At 70.2% G+C, this 21,108-nt stretch carries 21 protein-coding genes; 7 read left to right on the forward strand and 14 right to left on the reverse strand.

Features of this window, described 5'->3' with window-relative positions; genetic code table 11:
• Nucleotides 1–114: 114 nt before the first annotated feature.
• Both ACU5E9_RS08490 and ACU5E9_RS08495 read right to left on the reverse strand, forming a co-directional pair.
• Complete coding sequence (locus ACU5E9_RS08490; protein WP_456813179.1) at nucleotides 115–351, reverse strand: hypothetical protein; 237 nt, start codon at nucleotides 349–351, stop codon at nucleotides 115–117.
• A 48-nt stretch (nucleotides 352–399) separates the two neighbouring features.
• Nucleotides 400–831 carry a riboflavin kinase gene (locus ACU5E9_RS08495; RefSeq protein ID WP_456813180.1) on the reverse strand — a complete coding sequence of 144 codons (432 nt, stop codon included), beginning with the start codon at nucleotides 829–831 and terminating at the stop codon, nucleotides 400–402.
• 200 nt (nucleotides 832–1,031) lie between these two features.
• Here ACU5E9_RS08495 and purU point away from each other — a divergent pair, with 200 nt between their 5' ends.
• Both purU and ACU5E9_RS08505 read left to right on the forward strand, forming a co-directional pair.
• The gene (gene purU / locus ACU5E9_RS08500) at nucleotides 1,032–1,904 is read left to right on the forward strand and encodes a formyltetrahydrofolate deformylase (RefSeq protein ID WP_456813181.1); all 873 of its coding nucleotides are present in this window, start codon (nucleotides 1,032–1,034) and stop codon (nucleotides 1,902–1,904) included.
• A 22-nt stretch (nucleotides 1,905–1,926) separates the two neighbouring features.
• Nucleotides 1,927–2,286, forward strand: coding sequence for a YrdB family protein (locus ACU5E9_RS08505; protein ID WP_456813182.1), 360 nt, complete (start codon nucleotides 1,927–1,929; stop codon nucleotides 2,284–2,286).
• Between the two features lie 4 nt (nucleotides 2,287–2,290).
• Here the strand turns inward: ACU5E9_RS08505 and ACU5E9_RS08510 are convergent, their stop codons facing one another.
• The 4 genes from ACU5E9_RS08510 to ACU5E9_RS08525 all read right to left on the reverse strand — a co-directional run bounded on the left by ACU5E9_RS08510 (nucleotide 2,291) and on the right by ACU5E9_RS08525 (nucleotide 5,909).
• On the reverse strand, nucleotides 2,291–2,683 hold the full coding sequence (locus ACU5E9_RS08510; RefSeq protein WP_456813183.1) for a DUF1761 domain-containing protein: 393 nt from the start codon (nucleotides 2,681–2,683) through the stop codon (nucleotides 2,291–2,293).
• 57 nt (nucleotides 2,684–2,740) lie between these two features.
• Nucleotides 2,741–3,598, reverse strand: a complete 858-nt coding sequence (locus tag ACU5E9_RS08515) for a DUF6597 domain-containing transcriptional factor (RefSeq protein WP_456813184.1) — start codon at nucleotides 3,596–3,598, stop codon at nucleotides 2,741–2,743.
• Nucleotides 3,599–3,740: 142 nt separating this feature from the next.
• Nucleotides 3,741–5,000: an MFS transporter gene (locus tag ACU5E9_RS08520; protein ID WP_456813185.1), complete on the reverse strand. Its 1,260-nt coding sequence runs from the start codon at nucleotides 4,998–5,000 to the stop codon at nucleotides 3,741–3,743.
• A gap of 69 nt (nucleotides 5,001–5,069) precedes the next feature.
• Nucleotides 5,070–5,909, reverse strand: a complete 840-nt coding sequence (locus ACU5E9_RS08525) for a helix-turn-helix domain-containing protein (RefSeq protein ID WP_456813186.1) — start codon at nucleotides 5,907–5,909, stop codon at nucleotides 5,070–5,072.
• Nucleotides 5,910–6,065: 156 nt separating this feature from the next.
• On the opposite strand from ACU5E9_RS08525, the gene ACU5E9_RS08530 reads away from it, so the two are divergent.
• Nucleotides 6,066–6,860 carry an SDR family NAD(P)-dependent oxidoreductase gene (locus ACU5E9_RS08530; protein ID WP_456813187.1) on the forward strand — a complete coding sequence of 265 codons (795 nt, stop codon included), beginning with the start codon at nucleotides 6,066–6,068 and terminating at the stop codon, nucleotides 6,858–6,860.
• A gap of 43 nt (nucleotides 6,861–6,903) precedes the next feature.
• On the forward strand, nucleotides 6,904–7,752 hold the full coding sequence (locus ACU5E9_RS08535) for an alpha/beta hydrolase (RefSeq protein WP_456813188.1): 849 nt from the start codon (nucleotides 6,904–6,906) through the stop codon (nucleotides 7,750–7,752).
• A gap of 1 nt (nucleotide 7,753) precedes the next feature.
• Here the strand turns inward: ACU5E9_RS08535 and ACU5E9_RS08540 are convergent, their stop codons facing one another.
• Together ACU5E9_RS08540 and ACU5E9_RS08545 are read right to left on the reverse strand one after the other, a co-directional pair.
• Nucleotides 7,754–9,649 (reverse strand): heavy metal translocating P-type ATPase, encoded by a 1,896-nt coding sequence (locus ACU5E9_RS08540; protein WP_456813189.1) that lies wholly within the window; start codon nucleotides 9,647–9,649, stop codon nucleotides 7,754–7,756.
• A gap of 162 nt (nucleotides 9,650–9,811) precedes the next feature.
• Nucleotides 9,812–11,026, reverse strand: coding sequence for an NADP-dependent isocitrate dehydrogenase (locus ACU5E9_RS08545; protein ID WP_456813515.1), 1,215 nt, complete (start codon nucleotides 11,024–11,026; stop codon nucleotides 9,812–9,814).
• 163 nt (nucleotides 11,027–11,189) lie between these two features.
• Between ACU5E9_RS08545 and ACU5E9_RS08550 the strand changes: the two genes are divergently transcribed.
• A complete protein-coding gene (locus ACU5E9_RS08550) occupies nucleotides 11,190–11,642 on the forward strand; it encodes a GNAT family N-acetyltransferase (RefSeq protein ID WP_456813190.1) in 453 nt (150 codons plus the stop codon).
• Nucleotides 11,643–11,644: 2 nt separating this feature from the next.
• The gene (locus ACU5E9_RS08555) at nucleotides 11,645–11,965 is read left to right on the forward strand and encodes an MGMT family protein (protein ID WP_456813191.1); all 321 of its coding nucleotides are present in this window, start codon (nucleotides 11,645–11,647) and stop codon (nucleotides 11,963–11,965) included.
• Here ACU5E9_RS08555 and ACU5E9_RS08560 read toward each other — a convergent pair.
• Nucleotides 11,940–13,271: an NAD(P)/FAD-dependent oxidoreductase gene (locus ACU5E9_RS08560; protein ID WP_456813192.1), complete on the reverse strand. Its 1,332-nt coding sequence runs from the start codon at nucleotides 13,269–13,271 to the stop codon at nucleotides 11,940–11,942. The genes ACU5E9_RS08555 and ACU5E9_RS08560 overlap by 26 nt on opposite strands.
• Nucleotides 13,272–13,487: 216 nt before the next feature.
• On the opposite strand from ACU5E9_RS08560, the gene ACU5E9_RS08565 reads away from it, so the two are divergent.
• Nucleotides 13,488–13,835, forward strand: coding sequence for a cupin domain-containing protein (locus tag ACU5E9_RS08565; RefSeq protein WP_456813193.1), 348 nt, complete (start codon nucleotides 13,488–13,490; stop codon nucleotides 13,833–13,835).
• 78 nt (nucleotides 13,836–13,913) lie between these two features.
• Here ACU5E9_RS08565 and ACU5E9_RS08570 read toward each other — a convergent pair whose 3' ends face one another.
• From ACU5E9_RS08570 to ACU5E9_RS08590, 5 genes are all read right to left on the reverse strand, one after another.
• Complete coding sequence (locus ACU5E9_RS08570; protein ID WP_456813194.1) at nucleotides 13,914–15,719, reverse strand: ABC transporter ATP-binding protein; 1,806 nt, start codon at nucleotides 15,717–15,719, stop codon at nucleotides 13,914–13,916.
• Nucleotides 15,716–17,566, reverse strand: a complete 1,851-nt coding sequence (locus ACU5E9_RS08575) for an ABC transporter ATP-binding protein (RefSeq protein WP_456813195.1) — start codon at nucleotides 17,564–17,566, stop codon at nucleotides 15,716–15,718. The genes ACU5E9_RS08570 and ACU5E9_RS08575 overlap by 4 nt, the downstream gene beginning before the upstream one ends.
• Before the next feature lie 387 nt (nucleotides 17,567–17,953).
• On the reverse strand, nucleotides 17,954–18,748 hold the full coding sequence (ddaH, locus tag ACU5E9_RS08580; RefSeq protein WP_456813196.1) for a dimethylargininase: 795 nt from the start codon (nucleotides 18,746–18,748) through the stop codon (nucleotides 17,954–17,956).
• Between the two features lie 44 nt (nucleotides 18,749–18,792).
• Nucleotides 18,793–19,752 carry an alpha/beta fold hydrolase gene (locus tag ACU5E9_RS08585; protein WP_456813197.1) on the reverse strand — a complete coding sequence of 320 codons (960 nt, stop codon included), beginning with the start codon at nucleotides 19,750–19,752 and terminating at the stop codon, nucleotides 18,793–18,795.
• Between the two features lie 67 nt (nucleotides 19,753–19,819).
• Nucleotides 19,820–21,040 (reverse strand): mechanosensitive ion channel family protein, encoded by a 1,221-nt coding sequence (locus ACU5E9_RS08590; RefSeq protein WP_456813198.1) that lies wholly within the window; start codon nucleotides 21,038–21,040, stop codon nucleotides 19,820–19,822.
• Nucleotides 21,041–21,108: the final 68 nt, after the last annotated feature.

The raw sequence follows: 21,108 nt of genomic DNA on the forward strand, positions 1-21,108 counted from the left end.
CGCTTGCCCATAGCTCCGGCGGCTGTTCCGGCCTGGCTGCACGGGGTTCGTCAAGCGGTGCGCGCCGACGTGCGCGCCCGGGGCCGCGCGAAGTTCCGCCGGCCGCTCACCAGCCTAGCCGGATAACTCCTCGAGTGACGGGTACGCCCACCGCAACCAGCCGACCGGCAGCCCGCTGTACTCGGCGAGCGCCTGGTGCGTCGGCTCCCCCTGGCCGCGCCGGCTGCGCAGGGCGCGTAGCCCGGCGACGACGGCGGCCTCCCGCCGGCTGTGCCGTTCGGTGCGGCGCACCGCTGGGTCCCGGGTGGCGGCGGGTCCCTGGCCGGGAGCCGCCCGTTGTTTCCAGTGCATCGTGCGGCCGATCTCGGTCGGGGGCGATTCAGGGCCGGATGACCGGGCTCAGGCGGCGGCGCCGGTCTCGGCGGCGTACCAGTCGCGGGTGTTCTGCACGTCAACGGCGAGCTGGTCGACCAGGGCCGGGGTGTCCACGAACGCCACTTCCGCGCGCAGGAACAGGCGCAGTTCCACCGACAGCTTCTGGTCGTACAGGTCGCCGGCGAAGTCGAGCAGGTGCGCCTCGAGCAGCGGATGTCCGGCGTCGCCGTAGTAGGTCGGCCGGGTGCCCACGGAAATCGCGGCCAGCACCCCCTCCGCGGGGAGCGCGTCGCCGTGCACGATGCCCGCCCAGATGCCGGAGTGCGCCAGCAGGTCGGGCACCTCGATGTTCGCGGTGGGGAAACCGATCACCCGGCCCCAGGCGTTGCCGTGGATGACTGTTCCGGTGATGGTCGTCGGCCGGGTGTCGGTGGCCCGCAGGGTTCCGTCGCTCATGGGGTTGGTTCTGCCTTCCAGATCGGGGTACTCGGCAGCGTTCCTGCCCACTGCTATCTCAGCATCCGTGAGTTTCGGTCGCGAAACCACCAGATTGCCGGTTTGTTGCGCCGGTTTACGTGCCGCCCGGCGCCCGCATCCGGTGGGTTGCGCCGTCGACACCGCCGGGTGGGGCCCGCGCAGCCGGGTAATCTGGTCCGATGAACCCCACCACGATGCCCGCCCACCATCACCACCTGGTCATCACGCTCGTCTGCCCCGACCAGCCCGGCATCGTGCACGCCGTCAGCGGCGCCATTGTGGCGGCCCGCGGCAACATCACCGAGAGCCAGCAGTTCTCCAGCGCCGACACCGGCCGGTTCTTCATCCGGCTGCAGGTGGAGTCCCCCGCCGACCGTGACGAACTGCAGGCGGCGCTGGCCCCGATCATCGAGCGCTACGCCATGGCCTCGGTCATCGACGTGGTGGGCCGGCCGCTGCGCACCCTGGTGCTCGCCTCCACCGCCGGGCACTGCGTCAACGACCTGCTCTTCCGCCAGCGCGGCGGCCAGCTCGCCGTGCAGGTGCCGCTGGTGCTCAGCAACCACGGCACCCTGCGCGACCTGGTCGGGTTCTACGGTGTGCCGTTCGAGTCGCTGCCGATCACGGATGCCGCCAGCAAGGCCGCGTTCGAGGCGCGGGTGGTCGAGGCGGTCGAGGAGCACGACATCGAGCTGGTGGTGCTGGCCCGGTATATGCAGATCCTCTCCCCCGAGCTATGCGCCTACCTTGAGGGCCGGGCGATCAACATCCACCACTCCTTCCTGCCCGGCTTCAAGGGCGCGAACCCGTACAAGCAGGCGCACGCCCGCGGCGTGAAGCTCATCGGCGCCACCGCGCACTTCGTCACCAGCGACCTGGACGAGGGCCCGATCATCGAGCAGAACGTCGTGCGGGTCGACCACTCACGCACCCCCGGCGAGCTCGTCGCGATCGGCCAGGACGAGGAGAGCCGCACCCTCACCCAGGCGGTGAAGTGGTTCGCCGAGAACCGGGTGCTGCTCGACGGCGCCCGCACCATCATCTTCAAGTAGGCCCGCTCGGTAGGATTGGCAGGTGAACGACACTCCCGCCACGCCTGCCATCGGCGCCAACGACATCCTGCGCTTCCTGCTCGAACTGTTCGCCTTCGTGAGCCTGGGGCTGTGGGGGTTCCTGGCCTGGCCGCTGCCGTGGCCGGGCGTCCTGGTGGGCATCCTCGCGCCGGCGTTCGCGATCCTGGTCTGGGCGTTGTTCCGCTCGCCCAAGGCCGTGTTCAAGCTCGACCCGTTCGGCAAGGCGATCGTGGAGATCTTCGTCTTCGGCGCCGCCGCGCTGGCGTGGTGGGACCTGGGCCAGCCGATCGTGGCCGGCGTCTTCGCCGTCGTCGCCACCGTCAGCGGCGTCATCTCGGGCCGCAAGGAGCTCGGCGCCTAAGCGCCTACTGCAGGGCGCCGATGATGGCGCCCATCACGGTGAACGACACGACGTTGTAGGACCCGTTGATCGCGAACAGCACCGGGCTGCGCCGCTCGAACAGGTAGTTCACCCCGAACGCCGCGGCCACGAACGTCGCCCCGGTTGCGAAGCCGGCGAACACGCCGAAGCCCAGCCCGTTCGAGCCGATGAACGCGGCCAGGCTGATCGACATCACGATCGCCAGGATCAGCGACCCGAGGAAGACCCGCGCGGCGCCGGTCTTCAGCTGCTCGTCGGTGACCGCGGCGGCGCGCTGCCAGGGCCGGGCGAACAGCACCGAGTACCAGAGCCCGCCGATGACGAACGACGAGATCGCGGCCAGCGCGATCGCCAGCCAGTTGAAGGACACGTCCATGACAGCTCCCAGGGGATGCGTGGCCCCGGCCGACCCGGGACAGTCCCACGCTAACGATCAGGGCTGGAGCGGTCTTGTAGAAAATTCCGGCACGCCCTCGAGCGCGTCGAGCGGAACGAAGGCCGCGTAGTCGGGGCCGTAGCGGGTGACGATCTCGACGTACCGCCCGGGTGAAAAACCGGTGAACGCCCGGAACACCCGGATGAAATGCGGCTGGTCGTAGTAGCCGGAGGCGCCGACGAGGTCGGACCAGGTGGGCATCGGCCCCTGCAACGGCAGGGCGGCGAGGAACTGGCGGAAACGCACGATGTCGGCGTAGGCCTTCGGCGTCACCCCGCACCAGGCGCGGACATCGTCGATCAGCCGGTGGTGGCTGGTGCCGGCGGCCGCCGCGATCTGCGGGATGGGCGCATCCGGGTTGTCGTGGATGGCCGTCCAGGCCCGCACCACCTCGGGCGGCGCCGCCCCGGCGCGCCTCTGCGCACGCAGGTGCGCGATCAGCAGGCCCACCGCCTCGGCCGGCTCGCTGGTCAGGGCGGCCCGCCGCAGGCCGTCGGTGTCGCCGAGGATCCCGTGGCTCTCCCGCACGGTTCCGGTCAGCGCCGCCGCGGGCAGGTCGAGGAACCGGGCGGCCGCGAACGGCGCCAGCTCGGCCGCGATGTGACGGATGGCCGGTGGGCTTTGGCTCATCAGGTACCGCGGTTGCAGGCCGGAGAGGAACCCGGCCGCCAGCACCCGCACCGACCCGGTCTGCACGTCGAACAATCGGTAGGGGTCCGAGAGGTTCACGATCAGGTGCAGCGCGGGCTGCGGGAAGATACGTTCGTAACGCTGCTCGGCGGCCTGCTCCAGGTACCAGAGCCGTTGCACGTCGGGCGCCAGGTCGGCCGGGACGGGCACCTCGAGGTAGTCCATGCCGATACCGTACGACCGACCGCCGCCACCGGATACGCACAACTCCTGCAATTTTGGCCCGGCCGGATTCGCGACCGCGGAATTCCGGGGTTCCGTCGGCTCCCGCAGAGAAACTGCAGGAGTTATGCCCACACGGGGTCCGTCAGCGGTCGACGGGGTCGGTGACCGGGGGCGCGGGGGCGGGCTGGGCGGGCAGGCCGCCGGGCATCCGCAGCGCGTAGAGGGCAGTGCCGGCGAAGAGCAGGCCGCCGAGCAGGAACGCGGCGGGGTACGACACCGAGTCGGCGAGGAGGCCGGCCACGAGTGGGCCGACGATGGCGCCGAAGTCGGAGAACATCGAGAAGATCGCCACCGGGCGCCCGCCCGCGGTGCCGGCGGCGTCGCCGACGGATGCCGCCGGCGCGGTGCCCATGAACGCCGCGGCCACACCGTAGACGCAGAGCAACGCGGTGAGCAGCCAGATGTTCGGCGCGAACGGGATCGCGGTGATTGTGACGGCCGCCACGAGGAAGGCCCCGATGATGGCCGGTTTGCGGCCGACGGTGTCAACGAACCTGGCGGCGGGCGCCAGGGCGAGGGCCTGCGCGACGGCGGCGATGGCGAAGGCGATGCCGGTCCACGCGCTCGGGCCCTTGAGCACCTCGACCACGAGCACCGGCACCAGGGCGCCGCGCACCCCGAACGACGACCAGCCCTGGGAGAAATTCGCGAGGCAGGCCGCCCGGAACCGCGGGTCGCGCAGCACCGTGCGGAGCGGCAGCAACGGCACCGGTGCGCCGGTCGCGCCCACACCGGGCCGGGTGGCCGGTTGCAGCATGACCAGGCCGATCAGGCCGGCGACGGCCAAGGTGCCGGCGTAGAAGAAGAACGGCGCGGTCAGCGAGATGGTGGCCAGCAGGCCGCCAAGGGCGGGCCCGGCCATGCCGCCGATGAGGAAGCCGCCCTGGTAGAAGCCGACCGCGCGGCCGCGGATGCCCGGCGCCGTGGTACGCAGCAGCAGCGTCATCGCCGCGACCGAGAACATGGCCGAGCCGATGCCGCCGGCGCCCCGCAGCAGCAGCAGTTGCGGGTAGCTGCCGGCGATGCCGACCAGGCCGCTGGACACCGCCACGATGCCGATTCCCACGGCCAGGATGGTGCGTTCGCCGGCCCAGTCGATGAGCTTGCCGCAGACCGGGCTGGCGATGAAGCGCATCAACGCGAACGCCGACACGACCGCGCCGATCTCGAGGTTGCCCACGCCGAAGCTCTTCACGTAGACGGGCAGCACGGGCACGACGACGCCGAAGCCCACCATCACGAAGAAGGCGATCACACCGAGCACGTAGACGTCCCGGCCCAGCCGGGGTTCATTCGCCGGTCGGCCGGTGCTGGGGCCGAACGGGGAACGGATGCGTCGCATCCCTCCAGATTAGGCCGTCACGTCATGCCCCGGCGTCGCCCCGCACGCGCGTGACCGGTGCCGCGGAAGTCACGCTCCCCGGGGAGCGGCTGAGCCGGATGCGACGACGGTGTCGTGCAGATGGACCATGGCCGTTTCCCCCCGGGTTCCGGCCGCACCGAAGTAGGTGATCAGGGTGTTGCCGGAGTGATCCGGGATGGTCAGCGCCTGCCAGCGCAACTCGACCACCCCGAAGGTCTCCACGGTGAAGAAGGCGGTACCCGTTGTTAACGGTTGGGCATCGTGGCGGGCCCACAGCCGGCGGAAATCGGGCTCGTTGATGAGCAGTTCACCGACGACCTGCTGCAGGCGCGGGTCGGACGGGTCGGCGTTGTACCGCAGGGTGGCGACGGCGCCACTGGCCAACGCCTCCCAGTTGGGGTCGTGGACACGGGACCCGCTGCCGAAGATCGACCTGAGCAGGTTGCTGCCCGGTTCGAACACTCCCGGCACCAGGGCGGCGGCCAGCGGATTGCACGCCAACACATCCTGGCTGCGGTTCAGGATATGAGCGGGCGTATGGGTCCACTGGCCCATCAGCATCCGCAACGAGTCGGCGACCTCGTTGGCGGCGGCCCGATGGCGCCCCTCGGCCACGTTGGGGTGTACGAGCCGGTGCATGTATTCGACCGCGCTGTCGTCCAACCGCAGGGCGCGACCCAGGGCGTTCAGCACCTGGGCGGACGGCTGCCGGTCACGGCCCTGCTCCAGCCGCAGGTAGTACTCGGCGCTGATCCCCGCCAGGTTCGCCACCTCCAGCCGCCGGAGGCCGGCGACCCGGCGATTGTCGTCCGCCGGCAGGCCCACGTCTTCGGGGCGCACGAGTTGCCTGCGCGCCCTCAGGTATTCGCCGAACGGCGACTGGATCATGACGGATGTCCACCCATTCTCCGAGCGTAGCCGTCACCCGCGCCCGGGTTCCAGGGAGTTTTGCGCCGCGGGGTGTCCTGACTGGTAGTGACAGGGACACGACGGATGCCGGGTGCCGGACGTAGCGTGTGCCCACCTACCCAGATCGGATGTGGAATGGACCTCGAGCTCACCGGGAAGATCGCCGTGGTAACGGGCGCCAGCCAAGGCATCGGCCTCGCCATCGTGCAGGGCCTCGTGGCCGAGGGGGTGCGGGTCATCGCCGGTTCCCGCCGCGGCTCCGCCGAACTGGACCGCCTGGTCGACACGGGCGCGGTGCGCTCTGTGCGACTCGACCTGTCCGCCGCCGGGGCACCGGCCGAGCTGGTGGCGCACGCCGCCGATTTCGGTGGCCTCGACATCCTCGTCAACAACGTCGGGGCGGTGACACCGCGCACCGAGGGCTTCGTGCACGTGACCGACGAGCACTGGCTCGCCTCGCTGAACCTCGGGCTGATGGCGATGATCCGGGCGACCCGGGCCGCCATCCCGATGCTGCTCGAACGCGGCGGCGGGAACGTCGTGACCATCGGCTCGGTGAATTCGTTCCTGCCCGACCCCGGCGTCGTCGACTACTCCGCCACGAAGGCCGCGGTGTGGAACCTCTCCAAATCGCTGTCGAAGGAGTTCGGGCCGCAGAACATCCGCTTCAACACCGTCAGCCCCGGCCCGGTCTCGACGGCGCTCTGGCTCGGCGACACCGGGGTCGCCGCCACCATCGCCCAGAAGATGGGCGTGGATTTCGCCACCGCCAAGGCGCGGGTCATCGAGGGCCAGGGCGGGTTCAGCACCGGCCGGTTCACCGAACCCGCGGAGGTGGCCGACCTGGTGCTCCTGCTGGCCAGCGCACGGGCCGGCAACGTGACCGGCTCGGACTTCCTGATCGACGGCGGCCTGATCAAGACCCTCTGACTCCCGCGCCATCCCCCGCCCCACCCGACCGATAGGAGTTCCCATGTCCCCCTCCGCATCCGCTCCGCCCGTGCTCTTCATCCACGGCCTGTGGATCCACTCCAGTGCCTGGCAACCGTGGATCGACCTGTTCGCCGAGCACGGCTTCGTCGCGACCGCACCCGGCTGGCCGGGCGACGGCGACACCGTGCAGTCGACCCGTGACAACGCCGACGCGCTCAACGAGGTCGGCATCGAGGCGATCTGCCACCACTACGCCGGACTCATCGAGGCCACGGGCGTGCTGCCGATCGTGATCGGGCATTCCTTCGGCGGGTTGATCGCCCAGGAACTGCTGTCGCACGGCTTCGCCGTCGCGGCCGTCGCGATCGACCCGGCACCGATCAAGGGGGTCAAGGCGCTCCCGTTCTCGCAACTGAAGTCCGGCCTTCCGGTGCTGGGCAACCCGGCGAACCGCAAACGCACCGTCTCCCTCACAGCGAAGCAGTTCCAGTACGCGTTCGGGAACGTGCTTCCGGTCGAGGAGTCCGACGCGCTCCATTCCGCCTGGACGATCCCCGGCCCGGGCCGGCCCCTCTTCGAAGACGCAACCGCCAATTTCTCCAAGTCCTCCCCGGCCGCCGTCGACACCGCGAACGGGGTGCGGGGACCGTTGCTTCTCACCTCAGGATCGGATGACCATACCGTGCCCAAGAAGGTGACCCTGGAGGTGGCCAAGCTCTACTCCCGCAACCCCGCGTCGGTGACCGACTACCTGGAGTTCGAGGGCAAGGGCCATTCCCTCACCATCGACTCCGGCTGGCGCGACGTGGCCGGGCCCGTGCTGGACTGGCTCGGCTCCCAGGGCTTCGCCGGGATCCCGAAGACCGCGTCGGTGGGCGGCGCCGACTGAGTCACCGAACCGGAGCGGGGCGCGACGCCACCGGGATCCTGGCGGCCACGCCGCGACCGCGCACATCCCGGCGGCCGCCGATCGCGCGCAGGGCGTTGAGGATGGTCGCGAGGTCGACCACCTCCTGCAGCAGCGCACCGACGGTGGCGGGGATGAGGCCGAACGCGGCGACGATCATCAGGCCGATGCTCAGTGCCATGCCCAGCCAGATGCTCTGCAGGGCGATGCGCACCGTGTCGCGGCTGATGGCGACCGCCCGCGCGGCACGGGAGAGGTCATCGAGCAGGATCACGGCATCCGCCGCTTCGCTCGCGGCGGTCGACCCCCTGGCGCCCATGGCGATGCCGACGTCGGCCACGGCGAGCACCGGGGCGTCGTTGACGCCGTCGCCGACCATGATCACCGGGCGTTCCCGCATGGCGCGGACGGCGTCGACCTTGTCGGCGGGCAAGCAGTCGGCGCGCACCCGGGTGATGCCCACCTGCCGGGCGATGTGGTTGGCGGCGGGCCGGGCGTCGCCGGTGAGCATGACGGATTCGTGCACGCCGAGCCTGTCCAGGGCCTCGACGGTGGCGCGGGCGTTGTCGCGCACCTGGTCGGCGGCGACGAGGCTACCGGCGAACCGGCCGTCGACGGCCAGGTAGATGGCGAGTTCGCCGCCGACGAGGTCGGCCGGGTAGGCGTCGGGCACATGGTCGGCGACGAAGGACAGCTTGCCCACCACCACGACCCGGTCGCCGAACCCGGCGATGACGCCGTGCGCCGGCACCTCCTCGGCCGCGTCGGTGCGTTGCAAGGCCAGGCCCCGGCTCTCCGCCTCGGCGAGCACCGCAGCGGCCAGCACGTGCGACGAGTACTGCTCGGTCGACGCCGCCAGGGTGAGCAGCTCGTCCTCGGTGAACGGCGGCTCCGGGCGCACCCGGGCGATGGTCGGGGCGCCGTAGGTGAGGGTGCCGGTCTTGTCGAACACCACCGTGCGTGCGCGGGCGAGCTTCTCCAGCACTCCCCCGCCCTTGACGATGATGCCGGTGCGGGCGGCCCGGCCCATCCCGCCCATGAACGCCACCGGCGCGGCCAGCAGCAGCGGGCACGGGGTGGCGACGACGAGCACCTCGGCGAACCGCACCGGGTCGCCGGAGAGGTACCAGGCCAGGCCGGCGATGAGGATCGCGACGGCGGTGAACGGCACCGCGTACCGGTCGGCGAGGCGCACGACCGGGGCCTTGCTGGCGGCGGCCTCGGCCACGAGCGCCACGATCTGCTGGAACTGGCTGTCGGCGGCGAGGGCCGTGGCACGCACGGTGATCGCGGACTGCCCGTTGACCGATCCGCTAAGCACGGCGTCGCCCGCACGGCGCTCCACGGGCAGGCTCTCGCCGGTGAGCGAGGACTCGTCGAAGGCCGCGTCCTCGGAGACCAGGTCGGCGTCGACGGGCACGACCTCGGCCGGGCGCACGAGCAGCAGATCGCCGACCAACACCTGGGTCGCCGGCACGTCGTCCACCTCGGACGAGCCGGTGCGCAGCACGTGCGCGACCTGCGGCGCCCGGTTCAGCAGGGCGTTCAGCTCGCGCCTGGCCCGGCCCTCGGCGTAATCCTCGAGGGCGGCGCCGCCGGAGAGCATCAGCACGATCACCAGGGTGGCCACGTATTCGCCGACGAGGATGGTGGCGATGATTGCGACGATGGCCAGCAGGTCCACGCCGAACGAGCCCTGCCGCATCCGCCGGAGCATGTCGGCGCCCTGGATGCCGGCCACGACCAGGCCCAGCCCGGAGAACAGCCACTGCACCGCGAGCGGCAGCCCGGCGGCCCATAACAGCAGGCCGAGCAGGCCGACGAGGATGGCTGCCGCGACAACCGGATACCGGCGGAATGCTCCCGTGAGCGTGAACATGGCACCATTCTCACCTCTGCCGCCCCTCGGCACCAGCGCCGGCTGACTGTTTCCCGCGCGGACAATTGCACCCGGCGCACCGGGTGCAATTGTCCGGTGCGGAAACAGTTGCACACAGAAAAGGCCCCGCCGGATCGGCGGGGCCTTGTCGTGTGCGGCGGGTTACGCCAGGCGGGTCTGCAGGTTGTCGCTGATCGCGGCCAGGAATTCCTCGGTGGTGAGGTAACCCTGGTCGGGGCCGACGAGCAGCGCGAGGTCCTTGGTCATCTTGCCGCTCTCGACGGTCTTCACGACCACGTCTTCGAGGGTGTGCGCGAACTCGGCCAGCGCCGGGTTGTCGTCGAGCTTGGCGCGGTGCGACAGCCCGCGGGTCCAGGCGTAGATCGACGCGATCGGGTTGGTGGAGGTGGGCTTGCCCTGCTGGTGCTGGCGGTAGTGCCGGGTCACGGTGCCGTGGGCGGCCTCGGCCTCGACGACGCTGCCGTCGGGGGTGGAGAGCACGCTCGTCATGAGCCCGAGCGAACCGAAGCCCTGTGCCACGGTGTCGGACTGCACGTCGCCGTCGTAGTTCTTGCAGGCCCAGACGTAGCCGCCCTCCCACTTCATGGCGGATGCGACCATGTCGTCGATCAGGCGGTGCTCGTAGGTGAGGCCGGCAGCCTCGAAGCGGTCCTTGAACTCGGTGTCGAAGATCTCCTGGAAGATGTCCTTGAACCGGCCGTCGTACGCCTTGAGGATGGTGTTCTTGGTCGACAGGTAGACCGGATAGTTGCGCTCGAGGCCGTAGTTCAGCGACGCGCGGGCGAAGTCGATGATCGACTTGTCGAGGTTGTACATTCCCATGGCCACGCCGCTGCCGGGCGCCTGAAAGACCTCGAACTGCTGCGGGTCGCCGCCATCCTTCGGGGTGAAGGTCATGGTGAGGGTGCCTTCGCCCTCGAAGCGGAAGTTGGTGGCGCGGTACTGGTCGCCGAACGCGTGGCGGCCGATGATGATCGGCTTGTTCCAGCCCGGCACCAGGCGCGGGATGTTGGAGATGATGATCGGCTCACGGAAGATGGTGCCACCGAGGATGTTGCGGATGGTGCCGTTGGGCGAGGCCCACATCTTCTTCAGGCCGAATTCCTCGACCCGGGCTTCGTCGGGGGTGATGGTGGCGCACTTGACGCCGACGCCGTGCTTCTGGATGGCGTGGGCCGCGTCGACAGTGATCTGGTCGTCGGTCTCGTCACGCTTCTGGATGGAGAGGTCGTAGTACTCGAGGTCGATGTCGAGGTACGGGTGAATCAGGGAGTCCTTGATGGCCTGCCAGATGATGCGGGTCATCTCGTCCCCGTCAAGTTCGACGACAGTACCTGCAACCTTGATCTTCGACAATGGATTCTCCTCAGTGAGTCGGGGCATGGTGGCCGAGGTCAATCCTAGCCGAGGGCGGTAACTGTCTCGACATCAAGAGACTTGGCTGCTGCCGTGGGGAGCACTCAGCGGTCCCCCAGAATCCCGACTATCAGGCGCCCCGGCCGGGCGATAGCCTAGGGTCATGCCTGAACTCCGACTGGAAGAACTGTCCGCGCGTAACATCGTCGCGGCCAATAACCTGAGCCTGAAGCCCGGTCAGGAGCAATTCATTGCGCCGGTCTCGTACGCGGTGGCGGCGTCTGTGATCAACCCGGCCACCGCCTGGCAGCGCGTGGTCCTGCTCGATGGCCAGGTCGCCGGCTTCATCCACGGAAATTTCGACCCGGAGTCCCAGCAGGAGGAATTCCGGGCGTGCATCTGGCGCATCAACGTCGACGCCGAAGCCCAGGGCCTTGGTGTGGGCAAGTTCGCCGCGGAGGCCCTCGCCGAGGAGGCCCGGCACCGCGGCTTCGACCGCATCACGGTGATCTGGGAGCCCGGCGAGGAGGGCCCGGAGGCCTTCTTCCACCGCATCGGTTTCGTCGACATGGGCCAGACCGAATACGGCGAGGTCATCGGCGCGCTCACCCTCTAGGGATGCGTCTCGACCCGACCGGCCCGTTCGTCGCGGCGGTGCTCGACATCGTCGATTCCATTCCGCCCGGCCGGGTGATGACTTACGGCGACGTCGCCGCCGTGCTCGGTTCCCGGGCCGCCAGGGTGGTGGGCCAGACGATGGCGCAGTTCGGGGCGGATGCGCCGTGGTGGCGGGTCATCCGCGCCGGCGGGTATCCACCGGTCGACCATGAGGATCGGGCGCTGGTGCACTACCGGGCCGAGCAGACGCCGCTGGTGCCCAGCAGCCGGCCGGATGCCGGTTACCGGGTGGATCTCAGCCGCGCACGCTGGCGTCCCTGACCGGTCCCGCGCCGACGACAGTGGGCACGGCCCGGGCGGCGGCCGCGAGCCGGCTGGTTGCGGGCTCGGTCGTGGCGGGCTCGCCCAGCCGGCCCTGCCACTCGGCCACCAGGGCCGGCTGGTCGATGCCGAGCACCCCCACCGGCCGGCCGCCATGGCGGTAGACGGCCACGAGGTCGCCGGTGTCGACGCCGCCGTGCTCGATCGAGACCTCTTCGGTGCCGCACAGCCGGCCGGCGAACTGCACCCGGGTGCCGGCCTGCTCCGACGCAATCCGGCCGGGCGTGAGGGCCCGGCCCGGATCGACGCCGAGGAGCGCGGCCATGGCGATGCCCGGCCGGTCCCGGGTGTCGCTCCAGGGCGGGATGCGGCGGTGCCGCCCGGTGACCGGGTCGAACCAGGCGGCGCAGTCGCCGACCGCCACCACGCCGGACACCGAGGTGGCGCCCAGCGCGTCGCAGACGACACCGCCGCGGGGGTCGGAGCCGCACAGGTCGAGGCCGGAATCCTGCAGCCAGCCCGCCAGCGGCACCGAGCCGATGTCCAGCAGCACGACGTCGGCGCCGATCTCCTCCCCGCTGGTCAGCCGCACTCCCGACACCCAGCCGGGGCCGATCAGGTCCGCGACCCGCAGGTCGGTGCGCACGGTGATGCCGCGCCGGGAGTGCAGGGTGTACACCGCCTCGGCGACGGTGCCGCCGAAGGCCGTGCAGAGCGCATCCGTTGTGCTGCCGAGCACCGTCACCTCCAGACCCATGGCTTGGGCGGTCGAGGCCACCTCCAGGCCCACGATGCCCGACCCGACCACGGTCATCCGGGCACCGGGCAGCAGCTCCTCGCGCAGGGCGAGGGCGTCCTCGACGGTGCGGAGGGTGTGCACCCCGCGGGGCATGGAGTCGAACCGGCGGGCGGCGGACCCGGTGGCGATCACGACCGCGTCGGAGTCGATGGTGCGGCCGGTGGCCAGGGTCACCCGATGGCCGGCCGCGTCCAGCGCGGTGGCCGGCACACCGAGCAGCCATTCGGCATCGAGGTCCTCCTGCGGGGCTTCCAGCGCCAGTTCACCGATCGTCGTCTCGCCGGTGAGGAAGCCACGATTCAGCGGCGGCCGGTCGTAGGGGCGGTGGCGTTCGCCGCCGATCACGGTGATGCGGCCGGTGTAGCCGAGTGCGCGGAGGGCTGCGGCGCTTGCGTGCCCCACCACCCCCGCGCCCACGATGGTGACTGAATCCATGCTGGGTGATCCCCCGATCATCAGGCCGCGCCGGGCGGAGGACCGCGGGGCGCCGCTGGAGAACGTGTTCATTCGTTCCGGGCGGTTGTAGTTGGTGTTTCTCCAGATTCACCTCCCGACCGGGGGGTGTCAAGCGCATCAGGCGGCTTCCCGGCGACTGGTTCCCGGCCCTCAACATCCCCGAAACACCCTCGACTCAAACGCCCGCCTGCCGGGACCTGGATCCCGAGAATCGGGACTTTCGGGGTTCAGCTCACGGGTCGCGGGAGACGGGTGTACCGTGCCCGCATGGATGAGCCGACTGTGGAACACGACCCGGTGAGCACCAACCCCGACCACTACAGCGTGTTGTTCGAGAACGAGCGGGTGCGGGTGCTGGAGTACCGGGACGACCCCGGCGACCAGACCACCCCGCACCAGCATCCGGACAGCGTCATGGTGACGCTGAGCGGGTTCCGTCGCCGGCTGTCCAGCGGCGACCGGGTCTTCGACGCCGTGCTGGATGCCGGGGAGGCGCGCTGGCTGCCCGCCCAAACGCACTCCGGCGAGAACACCGGCCCCACCCCCACCCACGCGATCTTCGTCGAGGTCAAGGGACCCCCACTCGCCGCCGGTTCCCCATTGGGACCCGCCTAGCCCGCGAGCCGTGAGGTGGGCCCCGAAAACTCGAGGTTTTCCGGGCCCAGGTCACGGCTCGCGGATGGATGGGGCGGGTCAGACCAGGGACTCGCGCCAGGCGGCGTGCAGGCGGGAGAACCGGCCGGTGCCGGAGATCAGCATCGCGGGGGTGCCGTCCTCCACGATCACGCCGTTCTCCATCACCAGCACCCGGTCGGCGATCGCGACCGTCGACAGCCGGTGCGCGATGATCACCGCTGTGCGGTCGCTGAGCAGCGTCTGCAACGCCTCCTGCACCAACCGTTCGCTGGGGATGTCCAACGACGAGGTGGCCTCGTCGAGGATCAGCACCGCCGGGTCGGCCAGGAACGCCCGCGCGAACGAGATCAGCTGGCGTTGCCCGGCCGAGACCCGGCCGCCGCGCTTGTTCACGTCGGTGTCGTAACCGCCGGGCAGACCCACGATGAAGTCGTGCGCGCCGACGGCCCGCGCGGCCGCCTCGACCTCCGACCGGGTCGCCTCCGGCTTGCCGATGGCGATGTTGTCGGCGACGCTCCCGCTGAACAGGTACGCCTCCTGGGTCACCATCACGATGGCCCGGCGCAGGTCCTTGGGGTGCAGGTCGCGCAGGTCCACACCGTCCAACAGCACCCGGCCGGAGGACGGGTCGTAGAACCGGGAGATCAGTTTGGCCAGCGTCGACTTGCCCGCGCCGGTCGAACCGACCAGGGCGATGGTCTGCCCCGGTTCGAGGGTGAGGTTGAAGGTCGGCAGGATGACCCGGTCGGCCTGGTACTCGAATTTCACGTCCTCGAACTGCACCGCACCGGTTGACGTCCACAGGTCCACCGGCTTCACCGGGTCCGGCACGCCGGGCTGCTCCTCGAGCACCCCGGAGATCTTCTCCAGCGCCGCGGCGGCCGACTGGTAGGAGTTGTAGAACATCGCCATCTCCTCCATCGGGTCGAAGAACCGGCGGGTGTACAGCAGCGCGGCGAGCAGCGCACCGATGGCCAGCTGGCCGTCGGCGACCCGGAAGCCGCCGACCAGCAGCACGGCGGCGACGGTGACGTTGCCGATCAGGATCAGCCCGGGGTCGAACACCCCGAACAGCTGGATGACTCGCGCGTTGACCAGCCGGTACGCCTCGACGAGCTTGCCGAAGACACCCTCGTTGCGCTTCTCGGTGCGGAACGCCTTGACCGCGCGGATGCCGGTCATGGACTCCACGAACTGCACGATCAGGCTCGCCGACGCGGTGCGCGACTGGCGGAACAGGTGCTGGGAGCGCACCTGGAACCAGCGGGTGAGCGCGAGCAGCGGCACCAGCGCGACGAGCAGCACCAGGCCGCTCACCCCGTCGAGGGTGACCAGGGCGATGCCGGTGAAGACCATGTAGAGCAGGCCCTGCACGAGCTGGTTGATGCCGGAGTCGAGCAGTTCGCGGATCGCATCCAGGTCGCTGGTCTGCCGGGAGATGATGCGCCCGGAGGTGTAGGACTCGTGGAATTCCAGGCTGAGCCGCTGCGTCTGCAGGAACACGCGCTTCCGCAGGTCGATCAGCACGGCCTGGCTGATCCGGGCGGAGAGCACGGTGTACCAGGCGATCAACAGCGCACCGGTGATGCCGGTGGCGAGGTAGATCGCCCCGGTCGCCGCCAACGGCACCCAGTCCTGCTCGAGCAGGGCGGGCAGGCCCTTGTCGATGCCGTACGCGATCAGTGCGGGACCGGCGACCTGGGCGGCGGTGGACACGACGACGACGAGCATCGCCACCACCACCGACCAACGCACCGGAAACAGCAGCGAGCCGAGCAGGCGCAGCGAACGGCGGCGGATCTCGGCGCTCTCCGCCTTGGTGTAGTCGAGGCGTTCTTCGCCTTCGACGCCGGTGACGCTCACAGCGACTCCTCCGCTTGTTGTGACTCTCGTCGTTCCTCGTCCTCCAGGCTGGAGATGACGAAGGTGTAATGCGGGCTGGTGGCCAGCAGCTCGGAGTGGGTGCCGACCGCGGTGATACGGCCGTCCTCGAGCAGGGCCACCCGGTCGGCGAGCATGACCGTGGACGGGCGGTGCGCCACGATCAGCGCCGTCGTCTTCACGAGCACCCGGCGCAGTGCGGCCTCCACGAGCGACTCGGTGTTCACGTCGAGTGCGGAGAGCGGGTCGTCGAGCACGAGCACCGCGGGCGCCGCGGCGACCGCGCGGGCCAGCGCCACTCGTTGCCGCTGGCCGCCGGAGAGGCTCATGCCCTCCTCGCCGACGAGGGTGTCGACGCCGTCGGGCAGGGCGTGCACGAATCCGGCCTGCGCGATCTCGAGCGCTTCGGCGAGCACGGCGTCGGCCTCCGGGCTCCGTTCGGTGAACTCCGGACGGCCGAGCAGCACGTTGTCGCGGACGGATGCCGAGAACAGGGTGGCGTCCTCGAACGCCATGGCGATGTGGCGGCGCAGCTCCTCGCGGCGGAGGGCGCGCACGTCGACCCCGTCCAGGGTCACCGAGCCGTCCGTCACGTCGTAGAGCCGGGTGGTGAGCGCCGTCAGGGTGGACTTGCCGGAGCCGGTGAGCCCGACCAGCGCCATGGTCTCGCCGGGTTCGAGCACCAGGTCAACCCCGTCGAGCAGGTCGGGGAAGCGTTCGGGCGAGTCCGCGTAACGGAAATGCACGTTCTCGAACGCGAGCCGGCCGCGCGGGGCGGTGATGGTGACCGGGCGGGGCGGGTCGGTGATGGTGTTGGGGGTGTCGAGGATATCGAAGAACCGGTCGGTGGCCGTGCGGGTGTCGAAGGTCATCGACAGCAGGAACCCGATCGACTCGACCGGGAAGCGCAGCACGGTGGCGGTGGCGAAGAACGCCACCAGCTCGCCCACGCTCAGCTGGCCCTGGCTGGTGAGCCAGACGCCGGAGACGAGGCAGAGCGCGAACGCGACGTCGGGCACGAGCAGCAGCCACAGCCAGATGCCGGCGATGGCCCTGGCCTTCTCGATCTCGGTGCCGCGCAGTTCCTCGGCCTGACTGGCGAAGCTCTTGAGCGCGAAGCTGCCCCGGCCGAACGCCTTGAGCACGCGGATGCCGTGCACGGACTCCTCCACCGCGGTGGCGAGGTCGCCGGACTGGTCCTGGCTGCGCCGGGCGATCACGGAGTACTTCTCCTCGAAGACGTAGCCGTAGATCCAGATCGGGATGGAGCAGACCAGGAATATCAGGCCGAGGATCCAGTTCATCGAAATGAGGATCACGGCGCCGGCGACGATGGTGAGGAAGTTCACCACGAGCAGCACCAGCCCGAACGAGATCCAGCGGCGGATCATGTTGAGGTCGCTGATGGCGCGCGAGAGCAGCTGCCCGCTCGGCCAGCGGTCGTGGAAGGTCACGGGCAGGTCCTGCAGCCGGGCGTAGAGGGCGTTGCGCATCCTCGATTCGATGTGGGTGCCCGGTACCAGCACGAACCAGCGGCGCAGGGCGATCATGCCCGCTTCGAGCACGCCGAGGCCGAGCACGGTGAGCACGGCGGGCCAGATCGGCGCGGTGTCACCCTGGCTGAGGGCGCCGTCGACGAGCTGCTGCAGCACCTGCGGGATGGCCAGGGCCATCAGCGAGGCGAACAGCGCCGCGAGCATGCCCAGGCCAAGGCGCGGCAGGGCCGGCTTGGCATAGGGGTAGAGGCGCAGCAGGGTGCGGAAGGTGTTGCTGCGCACTGCCGGTTCGGGCGCGACGTGGGGCGGATGCTGTTCTGCGGTGGTGGTCATGAGTCGTTCCTGGCTGGGACCCGACGGCGATCACGCCGAGCGGGGTGGATGATGCGGGCTGAGGAATCAGCCGGGCCGCGGCGGAGCCTACGGCAAGGTGGGGTGCGCGGTGAGACCGCGCCGGAGCGCTGACGCCCGGGGAATCGAGGTGCGCCGGCTGAGGAGCCGGCGGCGGGGTGGTCGGGCCGGTCGCCTAGGCGGAGGCGGGCCGGAGCGCCGGAACAAGGGCAGCGCCGGTCGCAATCAGTGCGAACCTGGTGCGAGCTGTCTTGGTCATGTCGGCCTCCTGAGCGCGTCGTGTCATCGTCTTGTGCCCCCCTGATCAGGCAGCCTTTCAGGATATGGCCATCACCGCCGCCAGCGCAAGACGCAATTTCGCGCGGACGGTCAGCGCACCCGCACGCTCAGGCAGGTGACGCAGCCCTCGAGCTTCTCGAACTCGGTGATGTCGACGGGCACGGTGCGGTAGCCGAGCCCGGTGAGCAGCTCGGCGGTGCGCGGCGCGGCGGCCGACAGCAGCAGGGTGTGCGCGTCGAGCACCACCACTGCGGTGCCCTCGGCCTCCGGCACAGGCAGGAACCGGTCGAACAGGCCGGGGTCGTCCACGAGCGGCGGGTAGCCGATGACGGTGCCGTCCGGCAGCGCGGTGACCGCCGTCTTCAGGTGCAACGCGCGGGTCACCGGGACCGGGACCACCGTGTAGCCGAGCGGCTCGACGATGTGCGCGAGCTGGCGGGTGCCTTCCGCGTTGGTGCGGAGGCTCTGGCCGACGTAGACGGTGGCGCCCACCTTGAGCACGTCGCCGCCCTCCAGGGTGCCGGGCAACTCGACCCGGCGCACCGCGACGCCCAGGCGGCGCACGGCGGCCTCGGCGCCCGCCGTCTCCCCACGCCGGCTGGGCGCACCGGGGCTGGTGAGCACGGCCGTGCCGCCGAACATGACCACGGCGTCCTCGATGAACACGGAGTCGGGCTGGTCGGGTGCCGGGTCCACCTCGGTGGTGGTCCAGCCCTCCCCCTGCAGCGCCGCGACGTAGCCGGCCCACTGGGCGCGGGCCAGGCCGAGGTCGATGGGCACCCGCTCGATGTGGGTGATCTGCCCCTCGGCGAGGGTGTCCGCGGGCCGGCGCACCAGGGCTCGCCGTGCGCTGCCGGGCATCGTCGTCTCGTCGGGAGGAGTCATGCGCACAGCCTAAAACACACCCGGTCCCGGGCGCAGCGCCGGCCTCAGCGGGCGGAGAGGAACTCGAGGGTGCGGGCGACCACGACGTCGGGTCGTTCCTCCGCGAGGTAGTAGCCGGTACCGGGAACATGCTCGAGGGTGAAGTCATCGGCGTAGTCCTGGTAGCCGTCGAGGATCTCCGGGTGGTCCCTGGTCGGGTCGTCGTTGCCGTAGAGGACCTTCCCGTAGAGCGAGAGGGTCGGCGCCCGCAGGCGGGTGCCCCGGTAGAAGCCCGTGCTGGCCCGCTGGGCGTCGCCCAGGATGAAGGAGCGGTACAGCGTGGATCCGGCGCGCGCCCTGGCCGGGTCCTTCAGCCGGGAGACGAAGATGTCGATGTCGTCGCGGGAGAAGACCCCCGGGTCGGTCGTGTCGCCGGTCATCATCCACCGGGGCAGGCGCTGTCGCCCGGCGCGCAGCAACCATGGACCGAGGCCCGGCATGGCGATGGCGAACATCGGCCAGACCCGCCAGAGGTACAGCAGCGCCTTGAGGTGCAGGTCGGGGTACGGGTGCGGGGTGGCGATGGTCACGAGCCGGCCGACCCGGTCCGGGTGCGCCAGGCACACCCGGTACGCGACCGCACCGCCCCAGTCGTAGGCGAGGATGTCGACCTTCTGCAGCTGCAGCACGTCGAGGAGCGCGACGACGTCCGCCACCAGCTGCTCGCTCGTGTAGCCGTTGGGCGGGGCGTCGGTCCAGCCGGCTCCGCGCAGGTCGGGGCAGATCAGCCGGTAGCGCCCGGCGAGGCCGGGGATCACCTTGCGCCATGCCCACCAGTGCTGGGGGAAACCGTGCAGCATCAGCAGCGGCGGGCCGTCGCCGGCCTCGGCGACGTGCATCCGCAGCCCGGGAAGATCGAGGAACCGATGTCTGACGCCGGTCAGCTCCGGCAGCGACACCTCGGTGTCGCGGAAGCTCGCTTCACGGTCATGTCTGAATTCGCCCGAGGGCTTCATCGCACCCATGCCGCCAGAATACTACGGCCATAGTGCACTGTCCACTATGGACATAGTGGAATCTTGGAGGGGGAGTTTACCGAGGCGCGGGCAGGGACTCGGGGGCGTCTTCCCAGTCCTGCACGGTGATCGATTCGGTGAAGTGCTGCGCGCGTTCCTTGCCGCCCTCGTCGCCGGAGAACAGGCCGGGCGCCTCGATGACCGGGCGCACGGGCTTGCGGGCCCGGCTGGAGGGGCGCACGGGCGGGGTTTCCGGCTGCTGGCGCACCTCGACGCGGTTCATCGGCAGGGCGTCGGGGTTCTCCGCGTTGACCCAGTCGATCAGGTTCTCGCGCACGAAGCAGCGCAGGTCGAACAGGGTGGGCGCGTCCTGCGCGGTGACGAGCACCCGCACGCGCACGAAGCCGCCGATCGCGTCCGTGACCTGCAGCACCACGGCGCGGTGGTCCCAGAGGTCGGTCATCTCGACGATGCGGTTGAGTTCCTCGCGCATCGCGGCCGGGTTGACGCGCCAGTCCAGGTCGAACTCGATCGAGCCGAGCAGTTCGCTGTTGTGCCGGGTCCAGTTCTGGAACGGGGTGGTGGTGAAGTACGTCGACGGCAGCACCATCCGACGGTCGTCCCAGATGTGCACGACGATGTAGGTGAGCGTGATCTCCTCGATCTTGCCCCACTCCCCCTCGACGATGACGACGTCATCCACCCGCAGGGCGTTGTTGAACGCGAGCTGCATGCCGGCGAAGATGTTCGCCAGGGTGGACTGGGCGGCGAGGCCCGCCACGACGCTGAGCAGGCCGGCGGAGGCGAACAGGCTGGCGCCCACGGTGGCGGCGCCGGGGATGCTGAGCAGCACGGTGCCGATGGCGCAGATGATGATGATCACGACGCCGATGCGACGCAGCATCCGCAGCTGGGTGCGCACCCGGCGGGCCACCCGGTTGTCGCGCACGTCGATGCGGTACCGGCTGGCGGCGATCTCCTCGGCGTAGTAGAGCAGCGCGCAGAGCAGCCAGGTGGCGCTGCCGATGAACAGCGCCCGGAAGATGAACCCGAGCAGCACGTCGACGTCGGCGGGCACGTCGAGGTACCCGGCCACGGCGAGCCAGAGCGCGCCGATGAGCACGGTCATCCGGAACGGCACCCGGATGAGCTGCACGAGCACGCGGGCCCAGGCCTTGCGCTTGCCGACCATGCGGAACGCGAACGCGGCGACGGCGGTGATGACGAGGGCGGCGATGATCGCCACGAGGACGGCGACGGGGAAGGCGGGCAGGGAGAGCCCGAGGACTTCGAACACGGGGAACCTTTCGTTACAGGTCTGGGGAAGCTGCAACGGCGGTGTCACGTGGACCTGCCATCATGGCA

It is taken from the genome of Cryobacterium sp. AP23, assembly GCF_054075385.1.